Here is a 24,464-nt window from a genome sequence, read left to right on the forward strand (position 1 = left end):
CCTATGGCGCCAGCGACGATGGCAGGACATCCCGCACTCAAAGAGACTTACGTCCAACTGAAGACCCGCATGGATAAGGCTGTCGAGGACTTCCGCCGCGAGATGGGAGCGACCCGCACCGGCCGCGCATCCGTCCGCATGCTCGACACCGTCACCGTCGACTACTACGGCGAACAGATGCCGCTCAACCAGATCGCGACCGTGCATGCGCCCGAGCCGCAACTGATCACTGTGCAGCCCTTCGACCCGTCCGTGCTCGGAGGCATTGAAAAGGCCATCCGCACCGCTGACCTTGGCCTCAATCCGATGAACGACGGCAAGATTATCCGCGTGCCCGTGCCGCCGCTCACTGAAGAACGTCGCAAGGAAATGGTGAAGCATCTGCACCGCATTCTCGAAGAGCACCGCACCGCCATCCGCAACGTCCGCCGCGACGGCAACGACGCGATCAAGAAGGCAATGAAAGATAAGAAGATCGCCGAAGACGACGAAAAGCGTGCGCTCGAAGAGATCCAGAAACTTACCGACGACGAGATCAAGAAAATGGAAGACCTGAGCCGGGCGAAAGAAAAAGAAGTCATGGAAATCTAACCACCCGTGTATGTGGGGCGGGCGCCCCCGCCCGCCTTTCCCAAGAAGTGTCCCCAAGCCATTCATTTCCCGCCACTTCGACTGCTTGACAAGCGCCCTTTATTTCTGATATTTCTGTTAATACAGAAATGACGAAACTAACCGACATCCAACGCCAGTTCATCCTCCACTGGGGAGAGATGGGAACCCGGTGGGGCATCAGCCGCACGGTCGCGCAGATTCACGCGCTGCTTTTCCTCTCCAAGGAAACCATGAGCGCCGAACAGATTGCCGAAACGCTCAATGTGGCGCGCTCCAACGTGAGCACGTCGATCCGCGAGCTGGAGAGCTGGGGGATCGTTCACCCTGTGCACGTACTGGGCGACCGCCGCGAGCATTACGAATCGCTGAAAGATGTAAGCGAGATGTTCGTGCGCATCATAGAGATGCGCAAGCGCCGCGAACTCGATCCCACGCTGCAGTTGCTGCGCCGGTCCCTCGTCCAATTGGAGCGCGACCCGTCCGACGACTACACGCGCGAGCGCCTGCAGGAAATTGCCCAGTTTTTCGAGGCTACCAGTGAAGCCTATGAGCAGATTCACCAACTCTCCCCCGAAACGTGGCACGCGCTATTGAAAGCGCGCGGCAAGTTGAAAAAGCTCGCCGCCGTGCTGAGCTAATTTCGCGAGCCCCTGCAATCCCGCTCGCGGGGAGAAGGGAGTGTTATGAATAGTGTCCTGATCGGAACCATTGGCGTTGTCGTGATCGTACTAATCGCAGAAGGCGTAAGCGTGTTCTTGCGGCGGCCTCTCGGAATCCTTTTGAAGGTGGAAAAGGGTTCGGAGCGTTCGGATTTCTGGAGCGCATACATCCGAGTAGTCCTGGTGCTGGTCCCGGCCGCGTTCGCACTACTCAGCTTTCCCGACGCCACTCGACGGGATATCGCGGGCGCCCTGGTTGACCAGCTACGCTGGGGAATCGCCGGACTGCTGATCACCCTCGCGTTTGCCGGCAAAGCGGTACGTGTCCCCGCCCCTGCGCGTTACAGCCACGCACCCTATATGCCGCCGATCGTTCCTCCTCCTCCTCCGGCCCCCGCTGGACCGGCGCGGTGACCTATGGGAGCCCTCTATGCTTTGCTGGGACTCGTGCTTGGAGTTGCCCTCTCCGAAGCGTTGCACGGGCGCGTGGGCAGCGCCCCCCGGCAGTCTGCGGAGCAGCTTGGCCGTGGGCTGGCACATTACGCTCTGTCGCGTCACTTCGAGAGCGGACCTTCGCCAAATAAACAGCCAGGGCAGGTGTCCGAACACTTCATTGCTCAGGACTACTATGACCGGTGAAGAACCAATTCGTGGCCCGCACTCCCCGAACACGACTCTCATCCTGTACGACGGAGTGTGTGGCCTCTGCAACAGGTTCGTCTCTCTCCTTCTCCGCCACGATCGCCATGACGAATTTCGTTTTGCTCCGCTGCAAAGCGAGTTTGCCCAGTCCCTGTTGCAGCGTCACGGACTGAATCAGGACGACTTGGATACGGTTGTCGTTCTTCCCAATTTTGGCTGCACGAACGAACGGGTGTTCACGCGATCGCTGGCAGTATTGTGCGCAGCCGACCGCATAGGTGGGATCTGGAGGCTGCTGACCATTGCGAAGTGGGTTCCAAGTCCGTTACGGGAAGCCATCTACCGGTTCATTGCGCGTCACCGTTATTGCAGCGTCGGAAAGCATGACCAGTGTCCACTACCTCGGCCCGAGGATCGTCACAAGTTTCTCGGCTAGGTTCTACGGCTCGCTTCTACGGCTCGCTTTCGAAACTGGATGCGACCTGGAAGCCGCCCTTTTGCCAGTCCCCGTGCCTCCCACCTATAATCGAGACTCACTTAACCCAAGGAGCCTTCATGTCCGCACCCAGCCGTCGCCCGGAAATTCGCCGCCGCCGCACTCGCGCCGAAAAAGTTCAGAAACTTCGCAAACGCCTCGCCGCTGCATCCGGGGCCGACAAAGACCGTCTCACCGCGAAAATACATCGCTACGAGCAGAAGTCTCCGGGTAATCCGCTTATCAAGGCGTAACCGGCGACGAAAATCCCTGAATCCAACGACCTCGAGGATCACGGTCAACTGGCATGAAGCGATTCGCCCTTTCAACTTTGCTGCTCGTTGCTCTCGTGGCCGCCTTCGCGGCCGCTCCCGAGGTGGAGATCACTGCCGAGCCATCGCATCACCTCGTTCTCGAGAACGAGAACGTGCGCGTGTTCCAGGTTGAAGTCGCCCCGAAGGCGACCACCCTCGTCCACCGGCACCGCCATGATTATTTGTTCGTGACTTTGGGCGATTCGCATGTCGTGAACCAGGTCCCAGAAAAGCCGCCCGTGGACCTCAAGCTTTCGGACGGCGAGACCCGCTTTGTTCCCGGCAACTTCGCTCATGCGGCTCAGGATCTCTCCGATCAGCCGTTCCGCAACGTGACCATCGAATTCCTGAAGGACGACGCCACGCGCACGGCTCCATCTCCATTTCCGATGGAAGGCGGCGACCGGGAATTTCCCGGCGGTCACATCAAGATTCTTTTCGTGCGTGACGGCGCCCGCGTAGCCGCGGTCAATCTCGATCCCGGAGCGACCATCCCCAGCCATCATCACGATGGGCCGCATCTACTAGTCGCCGTCAGCGACTTGGATCTCCGCAGCGACGTCGAGGGTAAAGGGCCCCTGCCGGCGAAATTGAAAGCCGGCGATGTGAAGTGGGTGCCCGGAGGCTATACACACACGCTGACCAACGTTGGAAAGAGTCCTGCGAAGCTCGTGACCGTGGAATTCCCAGCAAACTAATCCGAGAGCACCATGCACTGCTGCGATCTAGGCAGCCGTTGTATCGATTGTTCAGTTTCTTGAAAAACTCGCAGTTTGTTTTTGTCTTTGGGTGGCGCAGCGGTTTACCGCTGCGATGAAGGCCTTGTCTGCAATTTCGCCTTCAGGCGCTGAGGAGACGCGAGTTCCGCCGGAATGGCTTGTTCAGCACGCTGGCAGTGGGTCGACTCATCTGGCATACACGATCGTCCCGCCCACCATCGTCGCCACAACTCTCCCCGTAAATTGCCATCCATCAAACGGAGAGTTCTTCGATTTTGAGAGCGACTGAGCAGCTTCATAAGTCCACTTCTTTTTCGGATCGAAGATCGTGACATCGGCGATTGATCCACGGACCAGCGTGCCGCGTCCGCGCAGATCGAAGCAGCGTGCCGGTCCGGCCGTGAACAATTCCACGACGCGCGACAAGGGGACATGTTTCTCTTTGTGCAGTTTGGTTATGGCCAGAGCCAGGGCAGTTTCCAGGCCGGTGATGCCGAACGCGGCCAGTTCAAACTCCATGTCTTTTTCGTGCGAAGCATGTGGAGCATGATCGGTAGCGATCGCATCGATCGTCCCATCGGCAAGCGCGGCCACAATCGCTTCCAGGTCCGCACCGGAGCGCAGCGGCGGATTCATTTTGTAACGGCTGTCATAGTCGCGGACGTTGTCATCGGTAAGCGTGAAGTGATGCGGAGTGACCTCGCACGTTACGTGGACTCGCGCACGTTTCCCGCGCCGCACTGCCTTCAGCCCATCGGCGGTCGAAATATGCGCCACGTGCAAACGGGCGTTCGGAGTTTGTGTTGCGAGCAGCACATCGCGCTCCACGATGTTCGATTCCGCCGCCGACGTCATTCCGCGCAGCCCGAGTCGAAAGGACTGCGCGCCGGCGTGCATGGAGCAGCGTTCCGTCAGTCGCGTATCTTCCGCATGCTGGACGACCGGAAGGCTCAGTTCAGCTCCGAGCACCAGCGCCGCGCGCATGATGTCGTCTTCGAGAATCGGCTTGCCATCGTCGGTCACCGCAATCGCGCCTGCTCTTTGCAGCGCCCGGAAATCAGTCAGGATCGTGCCTTTGCTGGCCTCGGTCGCCGCCGCGATCGGAAACACTTTGACCACCGCGTTTCGTTCGGGAGAGCGAAGCCATTGCACCCACTCCACGGAATCCACGACCGGCGCGGTATTCGGCATGGTGCAGACCGATGTGAATCCACCCGCAGCGGCAGCGGCAGTGCCCGTCGCGACGGTCTCCTTGTGTGTCTGGCCCGGTTCGCGCAGATGCACATGCAAATCGATAAACCCCGGCGCCACCACCAGTCCCCGAGCGTCGAATTTTTCGTCAGCCCCCTTGATCTTGTTCGGTAACGCGACCTCGGCGACGCGGCCGTCCTTGATCAGGATATCCATCGGCGCGTCAATCTTCGCCGCCGGATCGATCACGTGGCCGCCCTTGATGAGCAGACTGTTGGTGGATTGAGTCTTCATCGCATCCTCCCCACCGCCCGCGCCAAAATCGCCATTCTCGTAGGGACGCCGTTCTTCACTTCCTCAAGGATGCGTGCCTGCGCACCGTCAGCCACTTCGCTGGTCAGTTCCAGTCCGCGAATGATCGGCCCCGGATGCATCACGATCGCATCTTTCTTCGCCGTCTTTATTCTCGCCGCCGTCATCTGGTAGCGTGCAATGTAGTCCGGCAAGTCCATCTTCATGCCCGCCAGGCGCTCTTTCTGGACGCGTAGCAGCATGATGACATCCGTTCCGCGCAGCGCATCTTCGATGTGGCGCGTGACGCGCACTCCGGGCGCGAGCGTCGCCGCGATATCCGGCGCCAGTTCCGGCGGACCACACAGGATCACTTTCGCCCCGAACTTGCTGAGCAGATGACAAGCCGACCGTGCCACGCGGCTATGAAAAATATCTCCCACGATGGCGATCTGCAATCCCGAAAACTTCTTCTTGTTGCGCAGGATCGTATACGCATCCAGCAGCGCCTGCGACGGATGTTCGTGCAACCCATCGCCCGCGTTGATGACAGGGATATCGATATGCCGGGCCATGACCTGCGGTGCGCCTGCATTGGGATGGCGAATGATGATGACGTCCGCACCCAGCGCGCGCACGGTGTATCCCGTATCGAGCAGGGACTCGCCTTTTTCAATGCTCGACCCGGCAGCCTGGATCAGGATGGTGTGGGCTCCCAGGAGTTTTGCGGCCAGTTCAAATGAGGTGCGGGTGCGGGTGGATGCTTCGTAAAATATCAGGACGACCCGCTTGCCCTTCAGCAGTGGGCGCGGCTTGTCCGGATTCATACGCCGCGCGAATTTCAGAATCTTGAAAATTTCAGCTGCTTCCAGATGCTCAATTCCCAGCAGCGACCCTCGCGCTCCGCTCATTCAGTGATCACCAATTACTGTTTCTCCATCAACAGAACCTTCTCGGCATCATCAATCTCGCGCAACTTGACTTCGATAATCTGGTTGTCGGCAGTCTGTACCATCCGTCCGACAAACGCCGCTTCAATCGGCAACTCGCGATGACCGCGATCGATCAACACGCACAGTTGAACGCGTTTCGGACGCCCGCTTCGAAACAACGCATCCAGCGCCCCGCGCGTCGTGCGCCCCGTGTAGAGTACGTCATCCACCAGCACCACCGACTTCCCGGCAATGGGAACTTCAAGTTCCGTCTTGTGCACCACCGGTTTTGGGCCCAGCGTGGAGAGATCATCGCGATACAACGTGATATCCAGTGTGCCCACGGGCACCGGCTTCTTTTCAATGCGCTGAATGATCTTTGCCAGACGCTCCGCCAGCGGCACGCCCCGCCGCTTGATGCCGACGAATGCCAGGTCCTCGATGCCGTTATTCTTTTCCAATATTTCATGCGCCAGCCGGATCAATGTCCGCTCAATTTCGGACGCCGACATCAGCTGTGCCTTCTCGTGGATTCCCGCTGGACGCTTGGAAACTTGTGAACTCATAAACGCTGCATCATACGCGGGTCGAATGGTTCGGGGCAAGGACGCGGGTTACAAAGGTGGCCGGTTGCGGTCGCGAAACAGCGTGGATCCGATCACGCCGCCCACCGCCGACAGCAACATCGAGAGCAGGACCGCCCCCACCATTCCCAATGCGAGCACAATCTCAAATCCTCGCGGCGTGTGAATCCACTGCAGAAAAGTCTGTACTTCGGGGTCAGACTGGTTCGCGACGCTCTGCTCCAACGCCTTCATCATCAGGTCGTGGAACTGTTGTTGTGTATTCAGCAGTACGACGGCGAGTACGGTCAGTAGAGCGGTGGTCGCGAATGCAATCGCCCCCGCCACTGCCCCTAAACGGGCGGCCTTGGCGCTACGGAGAGTTCCAGCCTGGGCACGGTGGTACAGCAATGCCGCCAGAATCCCCGTGAGCACCATTCCCAATCCAAATGGGATCAGGTTTGCCATCACGCCCAACAGGCCTGCCTGCAGTGCAGTTCGAAAGAAGGCGGGATCTCCTGACGATGGAATACTCGCGGGTCTTAGATGATCTGGCTCGATCGCGAGGTCAGGCAGTACAGATGCGGGATTAGCTGGTAACTCGGCAACCGCAACCCGCACCTGCGGAGCGCGGCACTTGGGACAGAACGGCCGCCCGTCCTCGACGTCCGTTCCACATTGTTCGCAGGGATGATCCACACTTGAGAAGCTAGCGCAGGCGAGCGCAGAGAGCAACTCCGCAGCGCGTGGACGTAGCGCCGGCGACTCGCCGGCTGTCCGGGGGGCGCCCCGCCCCCCGCATTCGAGACCTCTTGATTTCTGGCGGCGAGTCGCCGCCACGACTGCCGGCAAGGTGCCGACGCTACAGTTCAGTTCGAGATTCTAGATCGTGTCGTCTTTCCCTGCGTGCGTCCGTACGTAAACCAGCGCAAACCGCGATCCCTTGCCATCTGGCTTTACCGCAACGATGTGCTGGTTGTCGTCGGTCCCGACCTTCAGCTCGACCGAGTCTCCACTTTCCTCTTTCCTGCAGCTCACCGGCTTGGATCCCTCTTTGTCTTTGCCGTGCATGCCGGCGTCGACGTCTCCGCCGGTCCAGCGGCCGTGGCACTCAATCGGCTTACCGAAGCGCTGCAGTTCCTTGCTGTAGTAGGAGATGAGTTTGTCGGGCGAATCGTCTGACTCAAATTCGGCGGCAACCACCTTCAGAGAAAATCCCAAACCCGAGATGTTGACGTTCGCGCTCTTCTTGTCGCCGCCATCTTCTTTCGGAGCCGGCCGCGCGCCCGCGTACAGCGAAAGGCCAGTGTCGTGGACATCGGGCTGTTCGTTGACGTGGACGTTCCCCATCGGCGTCTGGATGTCGACGCGACTTTTGCCCTCCTTGTCTTTGTCCTTCACGTTGATACTGCACGCGGGCAGCACGATGAGCGCAACTGCCAGTGCGGCGGGCGCGATCTGCGCGACTAGATTACGGCTGAGCATGAGAAGAACCTCCTGAACTGTTGAGAGCGGAACGTTCCAAGCCTGCGTTTCGTGATGCAATGCCCGGAATCGTAACCGGCAGATGTCCGTGTGTTGGTATTTCGCCGAACAGCGCCTTCACGGCCGCTACCTCCGACACCGTGGCGTTTGAAAATGTACAAAGATACGTCTGCACCGATGGAAAATCCTGCGCCAGATACGGATTGCCCATCGCCACGAGTGCCGTTCGCGGCCCGGCATGTTCCAGGATCGCGTTCAATAGTGTTGCGCTGGCATCCATGGCAGCGTTCTTCGATCCTCCGGCCATCACCAGCGCCCGCCCCGTAGTCGGAATCGCGTACACCGCCGCGATCACGTGCTCCGCGGAATCGATCGCCGCCAGCGTTTCCGTGCTCATCCCTGCCGCCGACCGCAGGTCCACATAGATCACGTGGGCATCCGGCACGCGGGCCAGAATCTGGCGCTCCAGCATCCGGCCGGATTCGGTGCGTAGATCCTCACTGAAAATAACCACGACCAGCCGATTGCGCACCTCGGCCACAGCTTGATACGGAAGGACCGTTCCAGTTGTTCCCGTAGGCTTGGCATGAAGCGGCAGCACCTGCCCGTTGTCCCGCACCAATGTGACCGCCTGATCGGCGACCTGCTGTCCAAAAGCGACATTCTCGGGCTTCCCGATCACTTTTGGAAGCTGCGCGAGGTCCACCAGTCGCGCTGTTTGCAGCCCGAGAGATGCTTTTAGGCTCAATAGCTTACGGACCGACTCATCCAGCCTGGCGGCAGGGATTTCGCCGCTCTTCACCGCCTGGACCATCGACCGGTGACTCGCTTCCAGATCGGCGGGAATGATCAGGAGGTCGTTGCCGGCCTTGAAGGAATCCACCGCCGCCCTGCCGATGTCGTTTGCGTACATCCGCGTCAATCCCGCCATGTCGAGCGCGTCTGTGACCACCACGCCCTTGAATTTCATCTGGTGTTTGAGCAGGTCGGTAACAACCGCGGTCGACGTGGACGCCACCCGGTTCGCATCCGGATCCAAGCTCGGTACAGTCACGTGCGCGACCATCACCGAATCCACGCCTGCCTCGATGCCGCGCCGGAACGGCGCCAGTTCAATTGCATCCAGCCGCGCCCTGTCCCCAGTCACCTGCGCGACTCCAAGATGCGAGTCCGTAGCCGTGTCGCCGTGTCCCGGAAAATGTTTGATCGTGGTTAGCATTCCGCCCGCGTGTGCGCCCTTGATATAGGCGGCCACCATTTCGCCAACCTGCTGTGGATCTTCTCCGAACGATCGCGTGTTGATGATCGGATTCGCCGGATTGGAATTCACATCCGCATCGGGAAAGAAATTCCAGTGCACGCCGATCGCGCGCGCCTCGAGTGCCGTGATTCTCCCGAACCCTTCGGCATTTTCAAGTTTTCCCGCCGCGCCGAATGCCATCGCATGCGGAAACACCGTCGCGCCATAGAGACGTATCGAGACGCCGCGTTCGAAATCCGCGGCAACGATCAGCGGCAATGCCGACGCCCCCTGCAAACGATTCAGCAACTCTGCCGCTTCGTAGGGCTGATTCCTCATCAGCACCACGCCCTCTACCGGCACGCTCATGCAGACTCCGCCGATGTGATACTTCTTCACGTTATCGCGCAGCGTGATCCACGCCGGATCCGCCTCGTTCATGAACGTGACGCGCGTCCAGATCATGAACAACTGGCCCACCTTTTCTTCGGTGGTCATCTTGTGCAGCGTCTTCTCCACCCACCGTTGACCTTCTTTATCAAGGTGGATCGGGCCGGGCTTCTGAAAGCGCTCGTTGTTCTTGGGGATGGCAAATCCGAAGGAAGAGGTAAGGACCAATAACGCGCACAACAGGCTTGCCCTGCGTGCAGAAGAATGAAGTCGAAGCATGTAGATGACGATAGCAAATTTCAACCGGAGACGCGCAAATGCCGCGATGATTCAGCGCCTGGCTCTTAGTGCACGATAGGAGTGGCATTGGTGGCGATGCACACCCAGTTTCCATTCTTCTGGATCCACGTGTCGACAAAACGTTCGCGACGCATATACGGTTTGCCGCCGTGATTTCCCTTGGCCGCAAAAACGCCGACCGCAATCGCAGTCTGACCGTGGACATGCACGGTGAGTGATTCGGGAGCGACCTGCTCCTCGTTCGCCGTCGGGCCTTTGATGCTGGCCAGAAACTGGGCTTTGGTCTTCATGGATCCGTCGTCTTCGATCAGCACCAGCGCGTCGTCGAGCAGCGTGCTCAATCCCTTGGTGTCGCCGAGTTTGTAGGCCTGGTTCCAGGCCTTTTCGAGGGCAATCACTTTTGTCTTGATTGCTTCGGAATCATCCTGCGCGAAGAGGTTCACGGCGCCTGCCAGGACCAGCAGGAGGACTGTCCATTTCATGGGGGACTCCCGTCGGCGGTTGGACCTCCATCTCAGGGCACTGTCCGGGCACATTTCCCGGGAGGCTTGGTGGAGCCGCCGTTCCTCCGGACTATAGCAAAGGAACAAGCCGCCCCCTCCATGTTCCTTCCGCCAGGTGCATGGAAAGACAACGTAGACTTTGCGGCCAGCTAAGCAGCGGTTAAATCTTGTTGAGGCCGTCGAGCGCGGCGACTTTGTAAGCTTCCGCCAGCGTCGGATAGTTGAATACTGTGTCGCGGAAATATTCGACTGTGGCTCCCATCGTCAGCACGGCCTGCCCGATATGGATGATTTCCGCCGCCCGGTCGCCGATGATGTGGACGCCGAGCAACTTCAGGGAATCAGGATCGAAAAGAATTTTGAGCAGCCCATTTTCATCGCCCAGCATCTGTCCCTTGGCAAGTTCGTTGTAGCGCGCCAGGCCGATTTCGTACGGAGCTTTTTGCCGGGTCAGCTCTTCTTCGGTCGCTCCCACCATCGAAATTTCCGGAATCGCATAAATCCCGTAGGGGATGAGGTGCGACATCATCTTGCTCGGCTTGCCGAACATGTGGCAACTGGCGAGCCGTCCCTGTTCCATCGCCGTGCTGGCCAGTGCGGGAAATCCAATTACATCGCCCGCCGCATAAATGTGCGGCACATTCGTCTGAAAATTTTCGTTTACTGACAGCTTGCCGCGCGCGTCAGCAGTTAGGCCTGCCGCTTCAATGTTCAACTTGTCGCTATTCGCCTGCCGTCCGATCGTATAGAGCAGCGCCTGCCCACGGACGATCTTGCCGCTTTCCAGTTTGGCGAATACCCGGTCGCGCTCCTGATCGAAGCCGACCTGCACAACCTTCTCACCCAAACGAAGAACCGTGCCCAGTTGCCGTAATTGGTAGCACAGGCTTTCAATAATCTCGTGATCGACAAAGTCCAGCAGCGTAGGCCGCAGATCAAGCAGCGTGACTTTTGTCCCCAGCGTCGCAAACATGGACGCGTACTCGATGCCGATGATCCCTGCTCCCACTACAATCAGTTCGCGCGGAACCTCTTTCAGGCTGTTCACCTGGTCGGAGTCGAAGATGCGCTGCCCGTCGATCGGAATGTCGTCACTGTGCGCGGGACGCGTTCCACAGGCGATCATGATCTGTTCGCCACGCACCAGTTGCACGCCATCTTCACTGTGGATCTCGATCGTGTGCGGATCTTTGAAGCGCGCGTCGCCTTCAAACGACGTGATGTCGTTCCGGCGAAGCTGCGCTTTGATCACATCCACTTCGCGCGTCATTACTGCCGTGGCGCGGAAAACCAGGTCCGCCATCTCGATGCGGTCTTTCACCACGTATCCGCGGCCATAAAATGTGCGTTGCCGGAATCCGCTCAGATACAGAATCGCCTCGCGCAACATCTTGCTCGGGATGGTGCCCGTGTGCACGCACACCCCACCCATGAACCGCTCGCGATCGATGATGGCGACTTTCTTGCGCAGCTTGGCCGCGCAGACAGCGCTCTTCTGCCCCGCCGGACCGCTCCCAATCACCACTAGATCGTATTCGTGAGTTTGCAAGGACATTTCATCATTACTCTACACGCAACAACCCCCATGCAGAACGTGCCTGACGTAACCACGGGGCGTGTCTATTTGCCGCTTATCTTGTTCGGCCCAGCCGATAAACAGGAATTGTTCCCAGGACAGGATGAATTGGGCGTAGAGACGCGGCTTGCCGCGTCTCCTCGTCAGGCGGCACGGAACACGCCCACGACTAATACTGCATTTCTACCGATTGAAGCGGTGGCCTACCAGACCTCGCAGCGCTTATCCGCCGGTCGCACCATGGGTGCATCCCCTTTGCATTGAAACGCCTTCTGAAACTCCGGCAGATTTGAAAGCGGCCCAATCACCCGATATTTCGCCACCGGGTGCGGATCCGACTCCATCATCAACCGCTGCGTTTCAGGACGGATCGCATCGGCGCGAAATTGTCCCCATGCAATGAAGAATTGCTGCTCCGGCGTGAAGCCATCAATGTTCGCCGGACGAGGTTTGCCCTCCAGCGATTTTTCAAACGCCAGAAATGCCACCTTGGCTCCGCCCAGATCGCCAATGCTTTCGCCGAGCACTAGCTTTCCATTGTGATGAATGCCCGGCTCGATGAAGTAATTGTCGAACTGGTTCGCCACGCAGGCGCCGCGTACCTGAAATTGTTTCAGATCATTCTCCGTCCACCAGTTTCGCAAACGCCCCAGGTAATCGAACTGCGCGCCCTCATCGTCGAACCCGTGCGAAATCTCGTGGCCAATCACGACGCCAATGGCGCCGTAGTTCAACGCATCGATTGCCGACACATCGAAAGCCGGAGGCTGCAGAATGCCGGCAGGGAAGACGATCTCATTGAGCGCCGGATTGTAATAGGCATCGGATGTCGGTGGCGTCATTCCCCATCGCCCCCGATCCACCGGTTGGCCGATGGTCAGCCGGTCATCTTCGGTGAGAAATTGGCGTCCCGCCATATTGTCTTCAAAAAATGTGTCGCGGCGAACCTCAACCTTGCTGTAATCCTTCCATTTGTCGGGATAGCCAATCTTGGGATTGAACGTAGCAATCTTGGCCAGCGCCTTCTCCTTGGTTTCGTCGCTCATCCAAGGGCGGCTCAGGATGTCATCGCGCATCGCCAGCAGCAAATTGCGCACGATCTCCTGCATGCGCGCCTTGGCTTCCGGAGGAAAATACTTCTCGACATACTTCTTGCCCAGCGCCTCGCCGAGATAGTGATCGGTCTGTTCCGCGCAACGCTTCCAGCGCGGCTTCATTTCGCTCGTGCCGCTCAGGTACTTGCCGAAAAACTCAAAATCCTCCGTCTCGATTGGCGACGAGAGTGCCTCGGCGGCCGAATTCAGCAAATTCCACTTGAGGAGGACTTTCCAGTCGGCGAGCGAAGTCTGTTGCAACTGACGATCAAATTCCTGGATGAACTTGGGCTGATCCACGTTCATGTCGACATCTTGCGGGATTTGCTTGTGCTGGAAATATCCCGCCCAGTCGAAATGCGGCGCCATCGATTGCAGCTGTGCGAACGTCGTGTTGTGATCCAGATTGGCCGGATCACGCATCGCGGTCCGCTCGATCGAAGCATCAGCAAACTTCGTTTCCAAAGTCAGGACCGTCTGCGCGGCCACGGCCGACGACTTCGCGTCCCAGCCCGCCAGCGTGAACATCTTGGCGATGTGCGCGACGTACTTCGCGCGTGCTTCCTTGAAGCGGTCATCCGCCTTCAAGTAGTAGTCGCGATCAGGCAAGCTGAATCCTGCCGCCCCTATATCCGCAAGAATTAACGTCGGTTTGTGGACATCCTGTTGGCCAGTCAGATAGAACGGCCCGACCACCTGGATGTCATGTAAATCCATCAGGACACGCTGAAGCGCCGCCATGTCTTTCGCGCCGTCGATCTTGGCGAACCAGGGCTTGACCGGTTCCGCGCCGCGGGCGTTAACCTTCGATTCATCCATGCAGGACCGGTAGTAGTCGCCGATCAGCTGCTCGGTGCTTCCTTTCGCAACGGTTGCCGGGTCGATCGCTTCGAGGATCTCTTTCAGCCTGTCCTTTGCCGTCTCGCCGGCCTGCCAGCGCCGGCTCCAGCGCGTCATCGATGCCGGAATCGGATTCCGGGCATGCCAGTCCCCATTCGCGTACTGCGCGAAGTCCGTGCACGGATCGGTCTTGCGGTCGAGATCATTCACATCGACGCCGTGCAACGATGAGTTTTGCGAAAAGGCAAACGCCGAGAGCAGGCAGACAGCCAGTACGGTTCGGATGATGCGCATGAGAGACTTTGCTCCGTGGAGGTTCGGATTAGGTTTGTCGAGGCGAACAGACATTCTAGAACAGAGTAGCCATTCTAATCGACGGCCACCGCGAAGAAAGGAAAGCCGGAATCCACGATTCTCCGCGGCGGAAGCGCTCTTCAATGTGGTCTAATTCCGCAAGAAATACATGACAATCAATGTCTTAATTGAAATTTGTGTCGAAAAGGTCGCCCACGCCATCGCGGCGGAGAACGGCGGAGCCGACCGGATCGAGCTTTGCAGCGATTTGTCTTCTGGCGGCGTAACTCCGAGCGTAGCGCTCATGCGAGCCACACGCGAACAGGTCCGAATTCCCATCTATGGAATGATTCGCCCGCGCGCCGGCAACTTCATTTATTCCGACTCTGAATTCGAGAGCATGAAACGCGAAATTCAAGTAGCGAAAGAAATCGGCCTCGACGGAGTCGTCCTCGGGCTCCTGGATCAGACTCAAGGCATGCACGTCGATCGCGAAAGAACTAGTGCGCTGGTGCAATACGCGCATCCCCTGCCCGTGACCTTTCACCGCGCTTTCGATCTTTGCGCAGATCTGAATGATGCTCTCGAAGCCGTCATCGCCACCGGAGCAATTCGAATCCTCACTTCGGGCGGAAAGTCGCATGCTGCGGACGGCCTCACTAATCTCGAGCATCTGGTAACGACATCTGCAGGCCGCATCGGGATCATGCCAGGCGGAGGAGTACGCCCCGAGAACGCCGAACCCATCCTCCGACGTACCCGCGCGCGGGAAATCCATAGTTCGCTGGACACGTCCTGCACGAGCCCTGCACTGTTCGAAGTCAAAGTACGCGAATTCAAGGTTGCAATCGAAAACCTTGCGCGGAGCCTCGGGTAAATCGAGCGCAGTGGAATTGTGCGGGACGCACGCGGATGCGTCCCGCATTCCACGTCACGCAGCTGCTGCCGATGCAACCTGCACGGCACTGGATCGTTTGCCCAAGGTGCTTCGCGACGCAATCGCCTTTACGACGCGCCCGGCGTCCCTTCCCACTCCGATGACCGATGCGGAACTCATCGCATAAAGAAAGTGCAGGCCGACGAAATACATCCCTGGCACCTTGGAGACGATGCCACGCTCGTGGATGGGACGGCCGTCTTCTCCGAAAACCGGCAGATCAATCCACGAGAAGCCGGGATGGTACCCCGTGCACCAGATCACGTTCGCGACTTCGAGAGTGCGTCCGTCTTCGAGTAGCGGCCATCCGTTGCGCACGCCCACGACTCTCGCGACACGCTCGACTCCGGCGTCGGCCAGGTCTTGGGGCTTCACCCGAATCAACGGGGCCGGACTCGCGAGTAATTTAGGACGTGCCTTCCGACCCATTGGCGTGCCCACCGTGAGTAAGTGGTGCCCGAGGAATCGAATGATCGGAAACAGAACACGACGCCCCATCAACGTCTCGATCGGGAAAGGGACGTGGCCCGACTCTTTGCCTGAAATGCAAGTTGAGTGCGTGCGCCCCACTTCAATCGCGATGTCGGCGCCGGAATTTCCTACTCCCACTACCAGCGCTGCACCGTCCTGCAGCTGCCATGGGTTGCGATAATCATGCGAATGCAACTGAACGACTCCGGGATGGAGTTTGCTTGCGAACGAAGGAACTTTCGGCGCCTGATAATTCGCCATGGCCACGACCACGTTGTCCGCCTCCATTCGCTGCTGACCTGACATCACGATGAACCGGCCGTCTTCCTTGAATAGCCGATCGACTTTCACGCCGTTGCGAACTGGCAGATGAAAATGCGCCGCATAGGATTCGAGATAGTCGGCCATGTGATCCTTCGTCGGGAATGCCTCTCCCCGATCTGGGAACGGAAAGCCCGGGAGTCCCGTGTAACGGGATGGAGTAAATAAGCGTAGAGAGTCCCAGCGATTCCGCCACGCATCGCCGATGCGCTGGCTTGCGTCGAGAATCATGAACGGGATCCCTCGTTTTGCCAGGTGGTAACCCACTGTCAGACCCGCCTGGCCTCCGCCGATCACAATCGTGTGCGTGCGATTTAAATCGTATTGTTTGTCCATCCTTCACCTCACTGAACCGAGATTAGGAGGATCTGCGGATCGCCGCATCGGGCGAAGTACCCACGGCGAAGGATCGAATGAAATGGGTAATTCTATGTAGAGCGATCAGACCAGTTCGTGTTTGTAGGCATAGGCGGTGGCCGCCGCCCGGGAGGACAAGTCCAACTTGTTGAAGATATTGCTGATGTGCCGCGCGACCGTCTTCTCGCTGATAGTAAGTTTGGCGGCGATTGCCTTGTTCGTCTTCCCGGAAGCGACCAGCTTCAATACCTGCAATTCGCGGTCAGTCAGCTGTCCGGCATTTTTACGGGGCGTCTTCTTCATGAACGCCTTGACGCGCCCCAGGTCCGGCGCTGCACCGAGTCGCTCGAAGACTTCATGCGCTGACGCCAGTTCCATGTCGGCGGCATCACAATCTCCCAGTTCGCGGCATGCGAGCGCAATCAGGACTCCGGCGCGCGCTGCCTCGTAAGGCGCTCCCAGTTCCCTCCAGATTCCCCACGATTTCCGCAGCGCAGCCAGTGCGCCCCGCGCGTCATTTTCGGCGAGGAGAACAGCCCCGTTAGCGCCGTCTGCAAGCGCTCGCAGGAAAGGCGCGCCTTGGTACTCGGCGATTTGCAATAACTCGTCGGCCGCAGCTCGCGCCGCGCCGACATCGTTTGCCGCGAGAACAATTTCCACGAAGGCGCTCAGGACAATCGACCGTGTGCGCTGATCTTTCTGCTGCACCTCGTCTGCGATCCGCCGGATGGCTGCGTTGGCCGCCTCGATTTGCCCCTCGGCCAGCCGGAGTTGCGCCAAGCCCGGCTGCACACTCCGATCCCATTGACTCGCCTGTCGAAACGATTCCACCGCCTGCGTGAAGTCGCCGCGCAGCCGCTGCAGTTCCGCGATTCGGTACAACGCAGCGCCGACCTGAGGCTTTGCCGTCGGCTGCGACAGACATTCGCAAGCCCGCTTGGCTTCGTCCAATGCGTCCGCCCATGCTCCGTGAAGTTGCAGCAGCTCGGCGCGCCGCACCAGGCAATGACCACGATAAGGAACGATGTCGGGCTGAGCCGCGCACCATTGCTCGAGTGCAGTTGTCCATTCCTGGGCGCGTCGCAGGTCGAAGACCTCGTTGCACGCTTCCAGAACACTGCAATAAACGCCGCCCGCAATAATGGGAGAGACTTCGCCCGCCGTGACCGAAACCATGGCTTCGTCGAGCAGCGAAATTCCGCGGGCAACGTCCCCTTGCCGGATCAAAGCGCGGCCCTGTCCCTGCCGGGCAAGGGTCACGAGATCGATGTCACCGAATCGCTCTCCAATTTCTATCGCCTGGCCAAACGCTTGATACGCATGCGCAGGATCGCCTCCGTGCACCGCGCGGTATCCCACGGGTAGGATCAAGTACCCTCGCTCCACGCAGTCCGGTTGGCCGTCCAACAATCTTTCCCCGCGTGAGAACCAGCCTCCCGCCTGTGCGAAGTCGCCGTTGACGAGTGCCGTAAAGCCCAGCCGGTAGGCACAGCGGACCGCTGCCTGAATTTCTCCTCGGCTTAGAAAAGCCTGGTGCGCGCGCGTCAGCAATTCCGCGCACTCGGTTTCCTTCCCGATTAAGTGAGCAGCCTTCGCCAGTTCTTCCAGGTCCGCAGCATCCAGCGAAGTCTCCTGGTCGGCGGCGGATAACTCCGAAAATGCCGCTCCCCATTTCCCCACCAGCAGGGATTGCCGCCCACGATCTAATGCGTGCGTTCCGGAAGCCGGATTTCGTAGTGCGGACGGTCTGCTCATGGCCTCTATGATTCTCGCAGGTGGACTTCGGAGAGAAAAAATTGGCAGCCGGATCGGTACGCCGAATCGGGCTGTGTCGCAAATAGATAAGTTATTTGAAATCAGTCGGCGGGGAGTGTCAATCATGCCAGCTTTGGCAGTGACGGCAAGTTCTGCGTCACTCCGGCGTCACAATTTGTTTCTTCCAATCCGATTACACCTTAGCGGTAAGACATTCTTAGAATTGATTCAGGAAGGCGCTCGCCCTGAATTGGAATCTTGGACGCTGCCGCATTGATCTCATCAAGATCGTCCGACGTCAGTTCGACTGAAACGGAGCGGATGTTCTCTTCCAGTCGATGGATCTTCGTTGTTCCTGGAATCGGAACGATCCAAGGCTTCTGCGCGAGCAACCAGGCCAGTGCGATTTGTGCGGGAGTTGCGTCTTTTCGCCGGGCGATCTGATTTAGAAGATCAACTACCGTTTGGTTTGCCTTACGCGCCTCCTCAGTGAACCGAGGAAATACTGCTCGGAAGTCCGTGCTTTCGAACTTCGTCGACGCATCGATTTTTCCGGTCAGAAATCCTTGTCCAAGCGGACTCCAGGGAACAAAACCGATCCCCAACTCCTCGCAGATGGGAAGCACTTCTGGTTCAGGGTCTCTCGTCCAAATGGAATACTCGCTTTGGACTGCGGTAACCGACTGGACCGCATGGGCGCGGCGAATGGTCTTTGCACTCGCTTCAGAGAGGCCAAAATGTTTGACCTTGCCTGCCTGAATCAGATCCTTGACCGCTCCAGCGACGTCTTCGATGGGCACGTCTGGATCGACACGATGCTGGTAGAAAATATCAATGGCACTAGTCTTGAGGCGTTTGAGCGACGCTTCAGCAACCTGCTTGATGTGCTCTGGACGGCTGTTGAGCCCACCTGACCGCTGCCCGTCCGGAGCGATGTCAAAACCGAACTTCGTGGCAATCACTACCTGGTCGCGATAGGGGCCGAGCGCCTCGCCTACGAGTTCTTCGTTCGCGAAGGGCCCATACGCTTCCGCCGTATCGAAGAAGGTCACGCCGCGCTCGACTGCCGTTCGGATCACATCGATGGCTTGCTGCTTCTCGATCGCCGGACCGTAGCCATAGCTCAACCCCATGCAACCAAAGCCGAGCGCCGATACCTCAAGATTGCCAAGCTTGCGCTTCTTCATGCGAACCTCCAAAAGGGATCTCTATTTCGCGCTGTTGTAGTCCTTATCGGAAACCGGCTCTAGCCAGACTGTTTTTCCCTTTTGAATCGGAGTCGTTGCCAGATAGGTGAAGCCACTTGTCGGTGATGCGCCGTGCCAATGCTCTACGCTCGGAAGGCATTTGATTACGTCGCCTTTGTGAACGACTTGTATTGGCTTGCCTCTTTCCTGGTAATAGCCGGTGCCTTCCAGAACAAGCAGGATCTGACCGCCTGGATGACTGTGCCAATCCAGCTTTGCGCCGGCATCGAAGGTGGCCACCGCGAGCGCGTAGTCGAACGTACTGTCACCGGCATTTAACTCGCTAAGCCAGACTTTTCCCGTGTGATTTTTCGTGGTGGACAACTCACCTTTCGGGAAAATTGCGTCCCCTGTCTGTGCACGGGCCGGGAAGCTGAATACAAGGCTGACCGCGATCGCGATAATTTGGAACACTGTTTTCATTTTGATCCTCGTCTTCTAATGCGCTAGTTGGATGCCTGCGGCCAGAACGTCGCCACCTATTTCTTGGGCACCGCCTCGACTCCGCTCTACCTGTGTGGCTAATTTTTATTGTTATTCATTTTGACTGGCCTAAGCAGATGCGAGAACGTGAGTTGGGCGAGCTTCCACTTGCCGTTTTCCTTGCTATACACCTCAGTCACCGTAAAAGGATTGGTGACTTCGTGCTCACCGACTACTACCTGCAAATCAATGTCCTCTAGCAGGATGGCTGTGTTACCAAATATGCGAGCGTCAACTGCGTATACTGCGGCTTTTTTGTACCAGATGCCACCGCTCTTGATGGTAGCTAGTTCCTGGGTTTTTCCCCATGTCCCTCCCATGTGAGTGAACATTGCTTTGTCATCAAATAGTGTCTCTAAGAAATCGACCTTCTTGTCTGCCATCCAATCCCATTTCATGTTTGAGAGGTTGATGACTTCTTTTTGCTCGGGTGTAGGACTTGCGGCAGTTTTAATCGTTTCCGATGGCGGCTGTGGCGACTGCTGCGCGTAGGACGATTGCGCAATCATTGTGAATAGAAATAGACCCACAAGTAGGTTTAGGGTTTTCAGGGCTCTCTCTCCAGGCGTGCGCGTCTTCATTTTGTTTCCCTCACTCCGACACTATGACCCAATGACGATGAGACGGTAGCCCGATCCTGCCTACTTATTGCCTATTCCTCTTGTCATGCGAGAAATCAATGGCTTTGCTGGAGACACGCGGCTATCTTTAGAAAGAGACGGTAGGGATCGATCACATGAAAAACACTAAAGAAAAGCCCATCCTGAAAGCGAACCAGGCCCGCGGGTCGCAGGTGGAACTCGCCCAGAAGATTGCCTCCTTCTTGGGCAGGGAAGAGAATCGTACAACAGCAATTCCCGGCGTTAGCCTCCACCAGCGAACTGCGCCTACCCCACCGTGCCGGATGACCTACCATCCGGGAGTCATCGTGGTCGCACAGGGCAGCAAGCGGGTGAACCTTGGCCGCACCAGCTTTATCTACGACGAGTCGCGCTTCGTCGTGACTGCTGTCGATTTGCCGATTGTGAGCTGGGTAGCCTCGGCGACCGAGGACGTTCCCTGTCTCGCCTTGTCCATCAAGTTCGACATGTCGATGGTGCGGGAATTGCTCAACCGCGAGGAAATTCACGTCGCAGAAGCTCCATCTGACAGTCCGGCGATGTCAATCGGCGAGACCACGCCGGAATTCCTGAACGCGTGCTGCCGCCTGGTCGATCTATTGGCTCATCCGCAGGACATTCCTTTTCTGAGCGGCCTGGTCCAGCGCGAGATCATCTACCGCGTCCTGCGAGGACGCGTGGGAGCGCGCTTGCGCGCCGTAGCAACACTCGGAGATCAAAGCCACCGGACGGCAAAAGCGATTGCATGGATATCCGCGAACTACGCGAAGCCCCTGCGCGTGGAAGAACTCGCACATGTGGCGAACATGGGCGTATCCACACTGCACCATCATTTCCGTACTCTGACTGCGATGAGTCCACTGCAGTATCAGAAACAACTCCGGCTCCAGTCCGCGCGGAGTCTGATGCTGAACAGCGGTCTCGATGCGGCCAGCGCGGCTTTTGAGGTTGGCTACGAAAGCGCAACGCAATTCAATCGCGAATACAGCCGCTTCTTCGGCCAGCCTCCGATACGGGACGTTCGGGCGCTTCTTTCTCCGGGTGCTCCGAAACTCGAATTGGTCGGCAGTGTCTGAATTTGAGGAGTTCGCAACGGCGAGGCAGTTGAAGGTAAGTGTTTTTGGCAGCCGGATCTGTAAGCCGAATTTTGTCCGCGGGATTGCTCCCGCAGGACGGCCATTCCTCTGGGCCGTGCATTACTGCCCGGCTCTAGCGACCTACCCGAAGGTTTGACGCACCGAGCCGGCACGTGTCCCCGGCCGAAGCCAGGAACTTCCTCCCTATTTGGTCTTGCTCCGTGTGGGGTTTGCCCTGCCCGCGGCATTACTGTCGCGGCGGTGCGCTCTTACCGCACCTTTTCACCCTTACCTGAGCCTTGCGGCCCGGGCGGTATGTTTTCTGTGGCACTTTCCGTCCAACCGGCTTAAACCGGCCGTCCCGGACGTTATCCGGCACACTGCTCTGCGGAGTTCGGACTTTCCTCTACCTTGCGGCAGCGGCCGTCCGATCCGGCTGCCAACCCACTCATTATATGCGATCGCTGGGATCTCCTCGCCTCATGCGCCCCCTGCCGGGCCCCGCCTGCTCTGCTAGACTTGTTACCGCATAGGTTTCTGGGATGTCACGAACCGAAATCCTACGAAGTGGCGCAATGACCTCGAGCGAGGGCTTGCGCATCGCCCTGCAGTCACTCTGGGCGAATAAGCTCCGCTCTTTCCTCACCATGTTGGGAGTCGTGATCGCCGTTGCCGCGGTGATTGCGGTCGTCACTTTCACCAGTGGCCTCGATCGTTACGTAGCGGAGAGGGTCTTCCGCCTGGGAACGGATGTCTTCATCGTCAGCAAGGTCTCTCCCGTGGTCACCAACATCGACCAGTTGATCGAAGGTGAGAAGCGTAAGAACCTCACCATGGAAGACTATCAGGCCGTTCGCGATGCCTGTCAGAAGTGCTCCGTCGTCGCTGCCTCGCTCCTCAACCCGACCGGTCACGTGCGCTATGCGGAACGCTCGATTAATGATTCCTGGATCCGGGGCATGACTCCCACCATGGCGACCGTATTGGATCTCAACCTGACCGCTGGCCGGATGCTGAACGATACCGATGAAGATAACCGCTCCAATGTCGCGGTCATCGGCACCGACATCGTGGACAATCTTTTCCCCGGTGAAGATGCGTTAGGTAAAGAAGTCCGCCTGGATGGGCAAATCTATCGAGTGATCGGTGTTGGCGAAAAGCAGGGAAAGACGCTCGGCCAGAGCCTCGACAACTACATTGCGATTCCTATCTCCACCTACTTGAAACAGTATGGCGCCCACACTAGTATTCGGATTTCCGGCAAGGCCCACGGAGTCGGAAACCAGTTGAATGGAGCCATCGATGAAGTCCGAGTGGTGTTGCGGGCGCGCCGCCACGATGCTCCTGGACAACCCGACAGTTTTGTCGCCGAAACCAACGACAATTTTCTGACGTTGTGGCGCAACCTCACGCAAACCCTCTTTATTACGATTACTGCGATCGCCGCTATCGCTTTGGTGGTCGGCGGTATCGTGATCATGAATATCATGCTGGTGTCCGTCACCGAGCGCACAAGGGAAATTGGTATTCGCAAGGCGATGGGCGCCCGGCGCAAAGATGTGCTCATGCAGTTCCTGATTGAATCAGCCACGGTGGCGGCTCTGGGCGGATTAATGGGAGTGCTGTTCGGCATCGGCTTTGCCAAATCGATTACGGCCCTGATCGGGATGCCATCCGCGGTTCGTTTATGGGCAGTCGTGGCTGCCTTGCTGGTCGCGACGAGTGTGGGATTATTTTTCGGAGTATATCCGGCGAAGCGCGCCGCCAAGCTCGATCCAATTGCAGCGCTGCGGTTCGAACTCTAGGTCCTCAGAATGCGTCGAAGCGACTATCTCGAGAGCGTCCAGATGGCGATGGACACCATCCGCAGTAACAAGATGCGCTCTGCGCTCACCGTTCTGGGCATCGTAATTGGTGTCTCCGTAGTCATCGCGATTTCTTCCGTTGTCAGTGGCCTGAATGAAAGCGTGACGCAGTCGATCAGCAGTCTGGGTTCAGACCTGGTCTTCGCTTTTCACATTCAACCATTTAACGTGGGGCGCCCCACCGAGGAGATGCGCACACGGAAACAACTGACCCTCGACGACTGCCTGGCCATGAAAGACCTGCCGCACGTGAAAGAGGTGACCACTGGCCTTCGTTATCAGCGGCCCGAATTCGGTAGCGGCACCTACGTGGTGAAATACGGTGACCGTCGCGCCAAGAACACCATGCTCGAAGGCGACACCGGAGATTGGAACAAAGTTTTCGATCTGGAAGTGACGTCGGGGCGCTGGTTCAATGAGATGGATGACGAGCGGCACGCCTCGGTCATCGTCTTAGGTGCCGATACCGCCGACGAACTGTTTCCCAACGGAGGTGCGCTCGGCAAGGAAATCAATATTGACGGCCAGTTGTTTACCGTCATCGGGGTTTCTGAAAAAAGAAAAAGTGCCTTTGCCGGAGGCAAGAATCCCGAAGACAACATCGTGCTTTTCCCGTTGACAACGTTTCGTAAATTGCATCCGGAGCTGAAGGACTACTGGATCACTGCCAAGGCCACTTCGCACGCGGACATGCCGAAGTTGCAGGACGAGATGCGCGAGCTTTTGCGGCGACGGCGGAAGCTCTCTCCGGAAAAGGAAGACAACTTCGCAATCTTCACCCAGGAATCTTTTACCGATTTCTGGAACCAGATCACGGGGGCGGTCTTCGTCTTCATGTTCGCGGTTTCCAGCGTGGGTCTGATCGTGGGCGGCGTTGGGGTCATGAATATCATGCTGGTGTCGGTCACCGAACGTACCCGGGAAATTGGCGTTCGCAAGGCAATCGGCGCGCGCAAAGGGGATATTCTCATGCAGTTCACCCTCGAAGCCATCACCCTGACAGCCGTCGGCGGAGTGATTGGAGTCGCGGTAGGCGCTGCCATTACGTGGTTGATTCCGATTGTCTGGAGTTCGATGCCCGCCAGCATGTCGCTCTTCTGGACCATTTTTGGTTTCAGTTCGGCCGCAGCCGAGGGCCTGCTCTTCGGAATTTATCCAGCCTGGAAAGCGGCCAACCTCGATCCGATCGAGTCGTTGCGCTACGAGTAAACT

At 58.1% G+C, this 24,464-nt stretch carries 24 protein-coding genes and 1 other RNA gene; 10 read left to right on the forward strand and 15 right to left on the reverse strand.

Translation table 11 applies throughout. The annotated features are described in order from the left end of the window. Positions 1–3 precede the first annotated feature (3 nt). From frr to HY010_14325, 6 genes are all read left to right on the forward strand, one after another. A complete protein-coding gene (gene frr, locus HY010_14300) occupies positions 4–591 on the forward strand; it encodes a ribosome recycling factor (GenBank protein ID MBI3476901.1) in 588 nt (195 codons plus the stop codon). A gap of 179 nt (positions 592–770) precedes the next feature. Then, positions 771–1,250: a MarR family transcriptional regulator gene (locus HY010_14305; protein MBI3476902.1), complete on the forward strand. Its 480-nt coding sequence runs from the start codon at positions 771–773 to the stop codon at positions 1,248–1,250. Between the two features lie 45 nt (positions 1,251–1,295). Next, entirely contained in the window at positions 1,296–1,685 is a 390-nt protein-coding gene (locus HY010_14310) for a hypothetical protein (protein ID MBI3476903.1), read from the forward strand. A gap of 214 nt (positions 1,686–1,899) precedes the next feature. Beyond that, positions 1,900–2,349 carry a DUF393 domain-containing protein gene (locus HY010_14315; GenBank protein MBI3476904.1) on the forward strand — a complete coding sequence of 150 codons (450 nt, stop codon included), beginning with the start codon at positions 1,900–1,902 and terminating at the stop codon, positions 2,347–2,349. 119 nt (positions 2,350–2,468) lie between these two features. Beyond that, positions 2,469–2,642 carry a hypothetical protein gene (locus tag HY010_14320; protein MBI3476905.1) on the forward strand — a complete coding sequence of 58 codons (174 nt, stop codon included), beginning with the start codon at positions 2,469–2,471 and terminating at the stop codon, positions 2,640–2,642. Between the two features lie 53 nt (positions 2,643–2,695). Then, complete coding sequence (locus HY010_14325) at positions 2,696–3,400, forward strand: cupin domain-containing protein (GenBank protein MBI3476906.1); 705 nt, start codon at positions 2,696–2,698, stop codon at positions 3,398–3,400. A 207-nt stretch (positions 3,401–3,607) separates the two neighbouring features. On the opposite strand, the gene HY010_14330 is transcribed toward HY010_14325, so the two are convergent. The 9 genes from HY010_14330 to HY010_14370 form a co-directional block, all read right to left on the reverse strand. Next, positions 3,608–4,906: a dihydroorotase gene (locus tag HY010_14330; GenBank protein MBI3476907.1), complete on the reverse strand. Its 1,299-nt coding sequence runs from the start codon at positions 4,904–4,906 to the stop codon at positions 3,608–3,610. Continuing rightward, entirely contained in the window at positions 4,903–5,814 is a 912-nt protein-coding gene (locus HY010_14335; protein ID MBI3476908.1) for an aspartate carbamoyltransferase catalytic subunit, read from the reverse strand. Before HY010_14335 ends, HY010_14330 begins: the two co-directional genes overlap by 4 nt. Before the next feature lie 14 nt (positions 5,815–5,828). After that, entirely contained in the window at positions 5,829–6,368 is a 540-nt protein-coding gene (gene pyrR / locus HY010_14340) for a bifunctional pyr operon transcriptional regulator/uracil phosphoribosyltransferase PyrR (protein MBI3476909.1), read from the reverse strand. An 81-nt stretch (positions 6,369–6,449) separates the two neighbouring features. After that, complete coding sequence (locus HY010_14345; protein MBI3476910.1) at positions 6,450–6,866, reverse strand: hypothetical protein; 417 nt, start codon at positions 6,864–6,866, stop codon at positions 6,450–6,452. Positions 6,867–7,280: 414 nt separating this feature from the next. Further along, a complete protein-coding gene (locus HY010_14350; protein ID MBI3476911.1) occupies positions 7,281–7,883 on the reverse strand; it encodes a hypothetical protein in 603 nt (200 codons plus the stop codon). Beyond that, positions 7,870–9,816 (reverse strand): hypothetical protein, encoded by a 1,947-nt coding sequence (locus HY010_14355; GenBank protein ID MBI3476912.1) that lies wholly within the window; start codon positions 9,814–9,816, stop codon positions 7,870–7,872. The genes HY010_14350 and HY010_14355 overlap by 14 nt, the downstream gene beginning before the upstream one ends. A gap of 41 nt (positions 9,817–9,857) precedes the next feature. After that, a complete protein-coding gene (locus HY010_14360) occupies positions 9,858–10,295 on the reverse strand; it encodes a nuclear transport factor 2 family protein (GenBank protein MBI3476913.1) in 438 nt (145 codons plus the stop codon). A 181-nt stretch (positions 10,296–10,476) separates the two neighbouring features. Next, entirely contained in the window at positions 10,477–11,871 is a 1,395-nt protein-coding gene (gene sthA, locus HY010_14365) for a Si-specific NAD(P)(+) transhydrogenase (protein MBI3476914.1), read from the reverse strand. A 224-nt stretch (positions 11,872–12,095) separates the two neighbouring features. Continuing rightward, on the reverse strand, positions 12,096–14,120 hold the full coding sequence (locus HY010_14370; protein ID MBI3476915.1) for a M13 family metallopeptidase: 2,025 nt from the start codon (positions 14,118–14,120) through the stop codon (positions 12,096–12,098). A gap of 169 nt (positions 14,121–14,289) precedes the next feature. Between HY010_14370 and HY010_14375 the strand changes: the two genes are divergently transcribed. Continuing rightward, the gene (locus tag HY010_14375; GenBank protein MBI3476916.1) at positions 14,290–14,997 is read left to right on the forward strand and encodes a copper homeostasis protein CutC; all 708 of its coding nucleotides are present in this window, start codon (positions 14,290–14,292) and stop codon (positions 14,995–14,997) included. 54 nt (positions 14,998–15,051) lie between these two features. Here HY010_14375 and HY010_14380 read toward each other — a convergent pair whose 3' ends face one another. The 5 genes from HY010_14380 to HY010_14400 form a co-directional block, all read right to left on the reverse strand. Continuing rightward, positions 15,052–16,185 carry an NAD(P)-binding domain-containing protein gene (locus HY010_14380; protein ID MBI3476917.1) on the reverse strand — a complete coding sequence of 378 codons (1,134 nt, stop codon included), beginning with the start codon at positions 16,183–16,185 and terminating at the stop codon, positions 15,052–15,054. Positions 16,186–16,290: 105 nt separating this feature from the next. Continuing rightward, positions 16,291–17,961, reverse strand: a complete 1,671-nt coding sequence (locus HY010_14385) for a DNA-binding response regulator (GenBank protein ID MBI3476918.1) — start codon at positions 17,959–17,961, stop codon at positions 16,291–16,293. A 200-nt stretch (positions 17,962–18,161) separates the two neighbouring features. After that, on the reverse strand, positions 18,162–19,148 hold the full coding sequence (locus tag HY010_14390; protein ID MBI3476919.1) for an aldo/keto reductase: 987 nt from the start codon (positions 19,146–19,148) through the stop codon (positions 18,162–18,164). 21 nt (positions 19,149–19,169) lie between these two features. Next, positions 19,170–19,631, reverse strand: a complete 462-nt coding sequence (locus HY010_14395; GenBank protein MBI3476920.1) for a cupin domain-containing protein — start codon at positions 19,629–19,631, stop codon at positions 19,170–19,172. Positions 19,632–19,729: 98 nt separating this feature from the next. Further along, positions 19,730–20,200: a nuclear transport factor 2 family protein gene (locus HY010_14400; protein ID MBI3476921.1), complete on the reverse strand. Its 471-nt coding sequence runs from the start codon at positions 20,198–20,200 to the stop codon at positions 19,730–19,732. 227 nt (positions 20,201–20,427) lie between these two features. Here HY010_14400 and HY010_14405 point away from each other — a divergent pair, with 227 nt between their 5' ends. Continuing rightward, entirely contained in the window at positions 20,428–21,387 is a 960-nt protein-coding gene (locus HY010_14405; protein ID MBI3476922.1) for an AraC family transcriptional regulator, read from the forward strand. 44 nt (positions 21,388–21,431) lie between these two features. Here HY010_14405 and rnpB read toward each other — a convergent pair. Continuing rightward, an RNA gene (rnpB, locus tag HY010_14410) (RNase P RNA component class A) lies at positions 21,432–21,826 on the reverse strand. 136 nt (positions 21,827–21,962) lie between these two features. Between rnpB and HY010_14415 the strand changes: the two genes are divergently transcribed. Together HY010_14415 and HY010_14420 are read left to right on the forward strand one after the other, a co-directional pair. Continuing rightward, positions 21,963–23,192 (forward strand): ABC transporter permease, encoded by a 1,230-nt coding sequence (locus HY010_14415; protein ID MBI3476923.1) that lies wholly within the window; start codon positions 21,963–21,965, stop codon positions 23,190–23,192. Between the two features lie 9 nt (positions 23,193–23,201). Beyond that, on the forward strand, positions 23,202–24,461 hold the full coding sequence (locus tag HY010_14420) for an ABC transporter permease (protein ID MBI3476924.1): 1,260 nt from the start codon (positions 23,202–23,204) through the stop codon (positions 24,459–24,461). The last annotated feature ends 3 nt before the right edge of the window (positions 24,462–24,464 follow it).

This window comes from Acidobacteriota bacterium (genome assembly GCA_016196065.1).
Lineage (GTDB): Bacteria > Acidobacteriota > Terriglobia > Terriglobales > Acidobacteriaceae > Acidiflorens.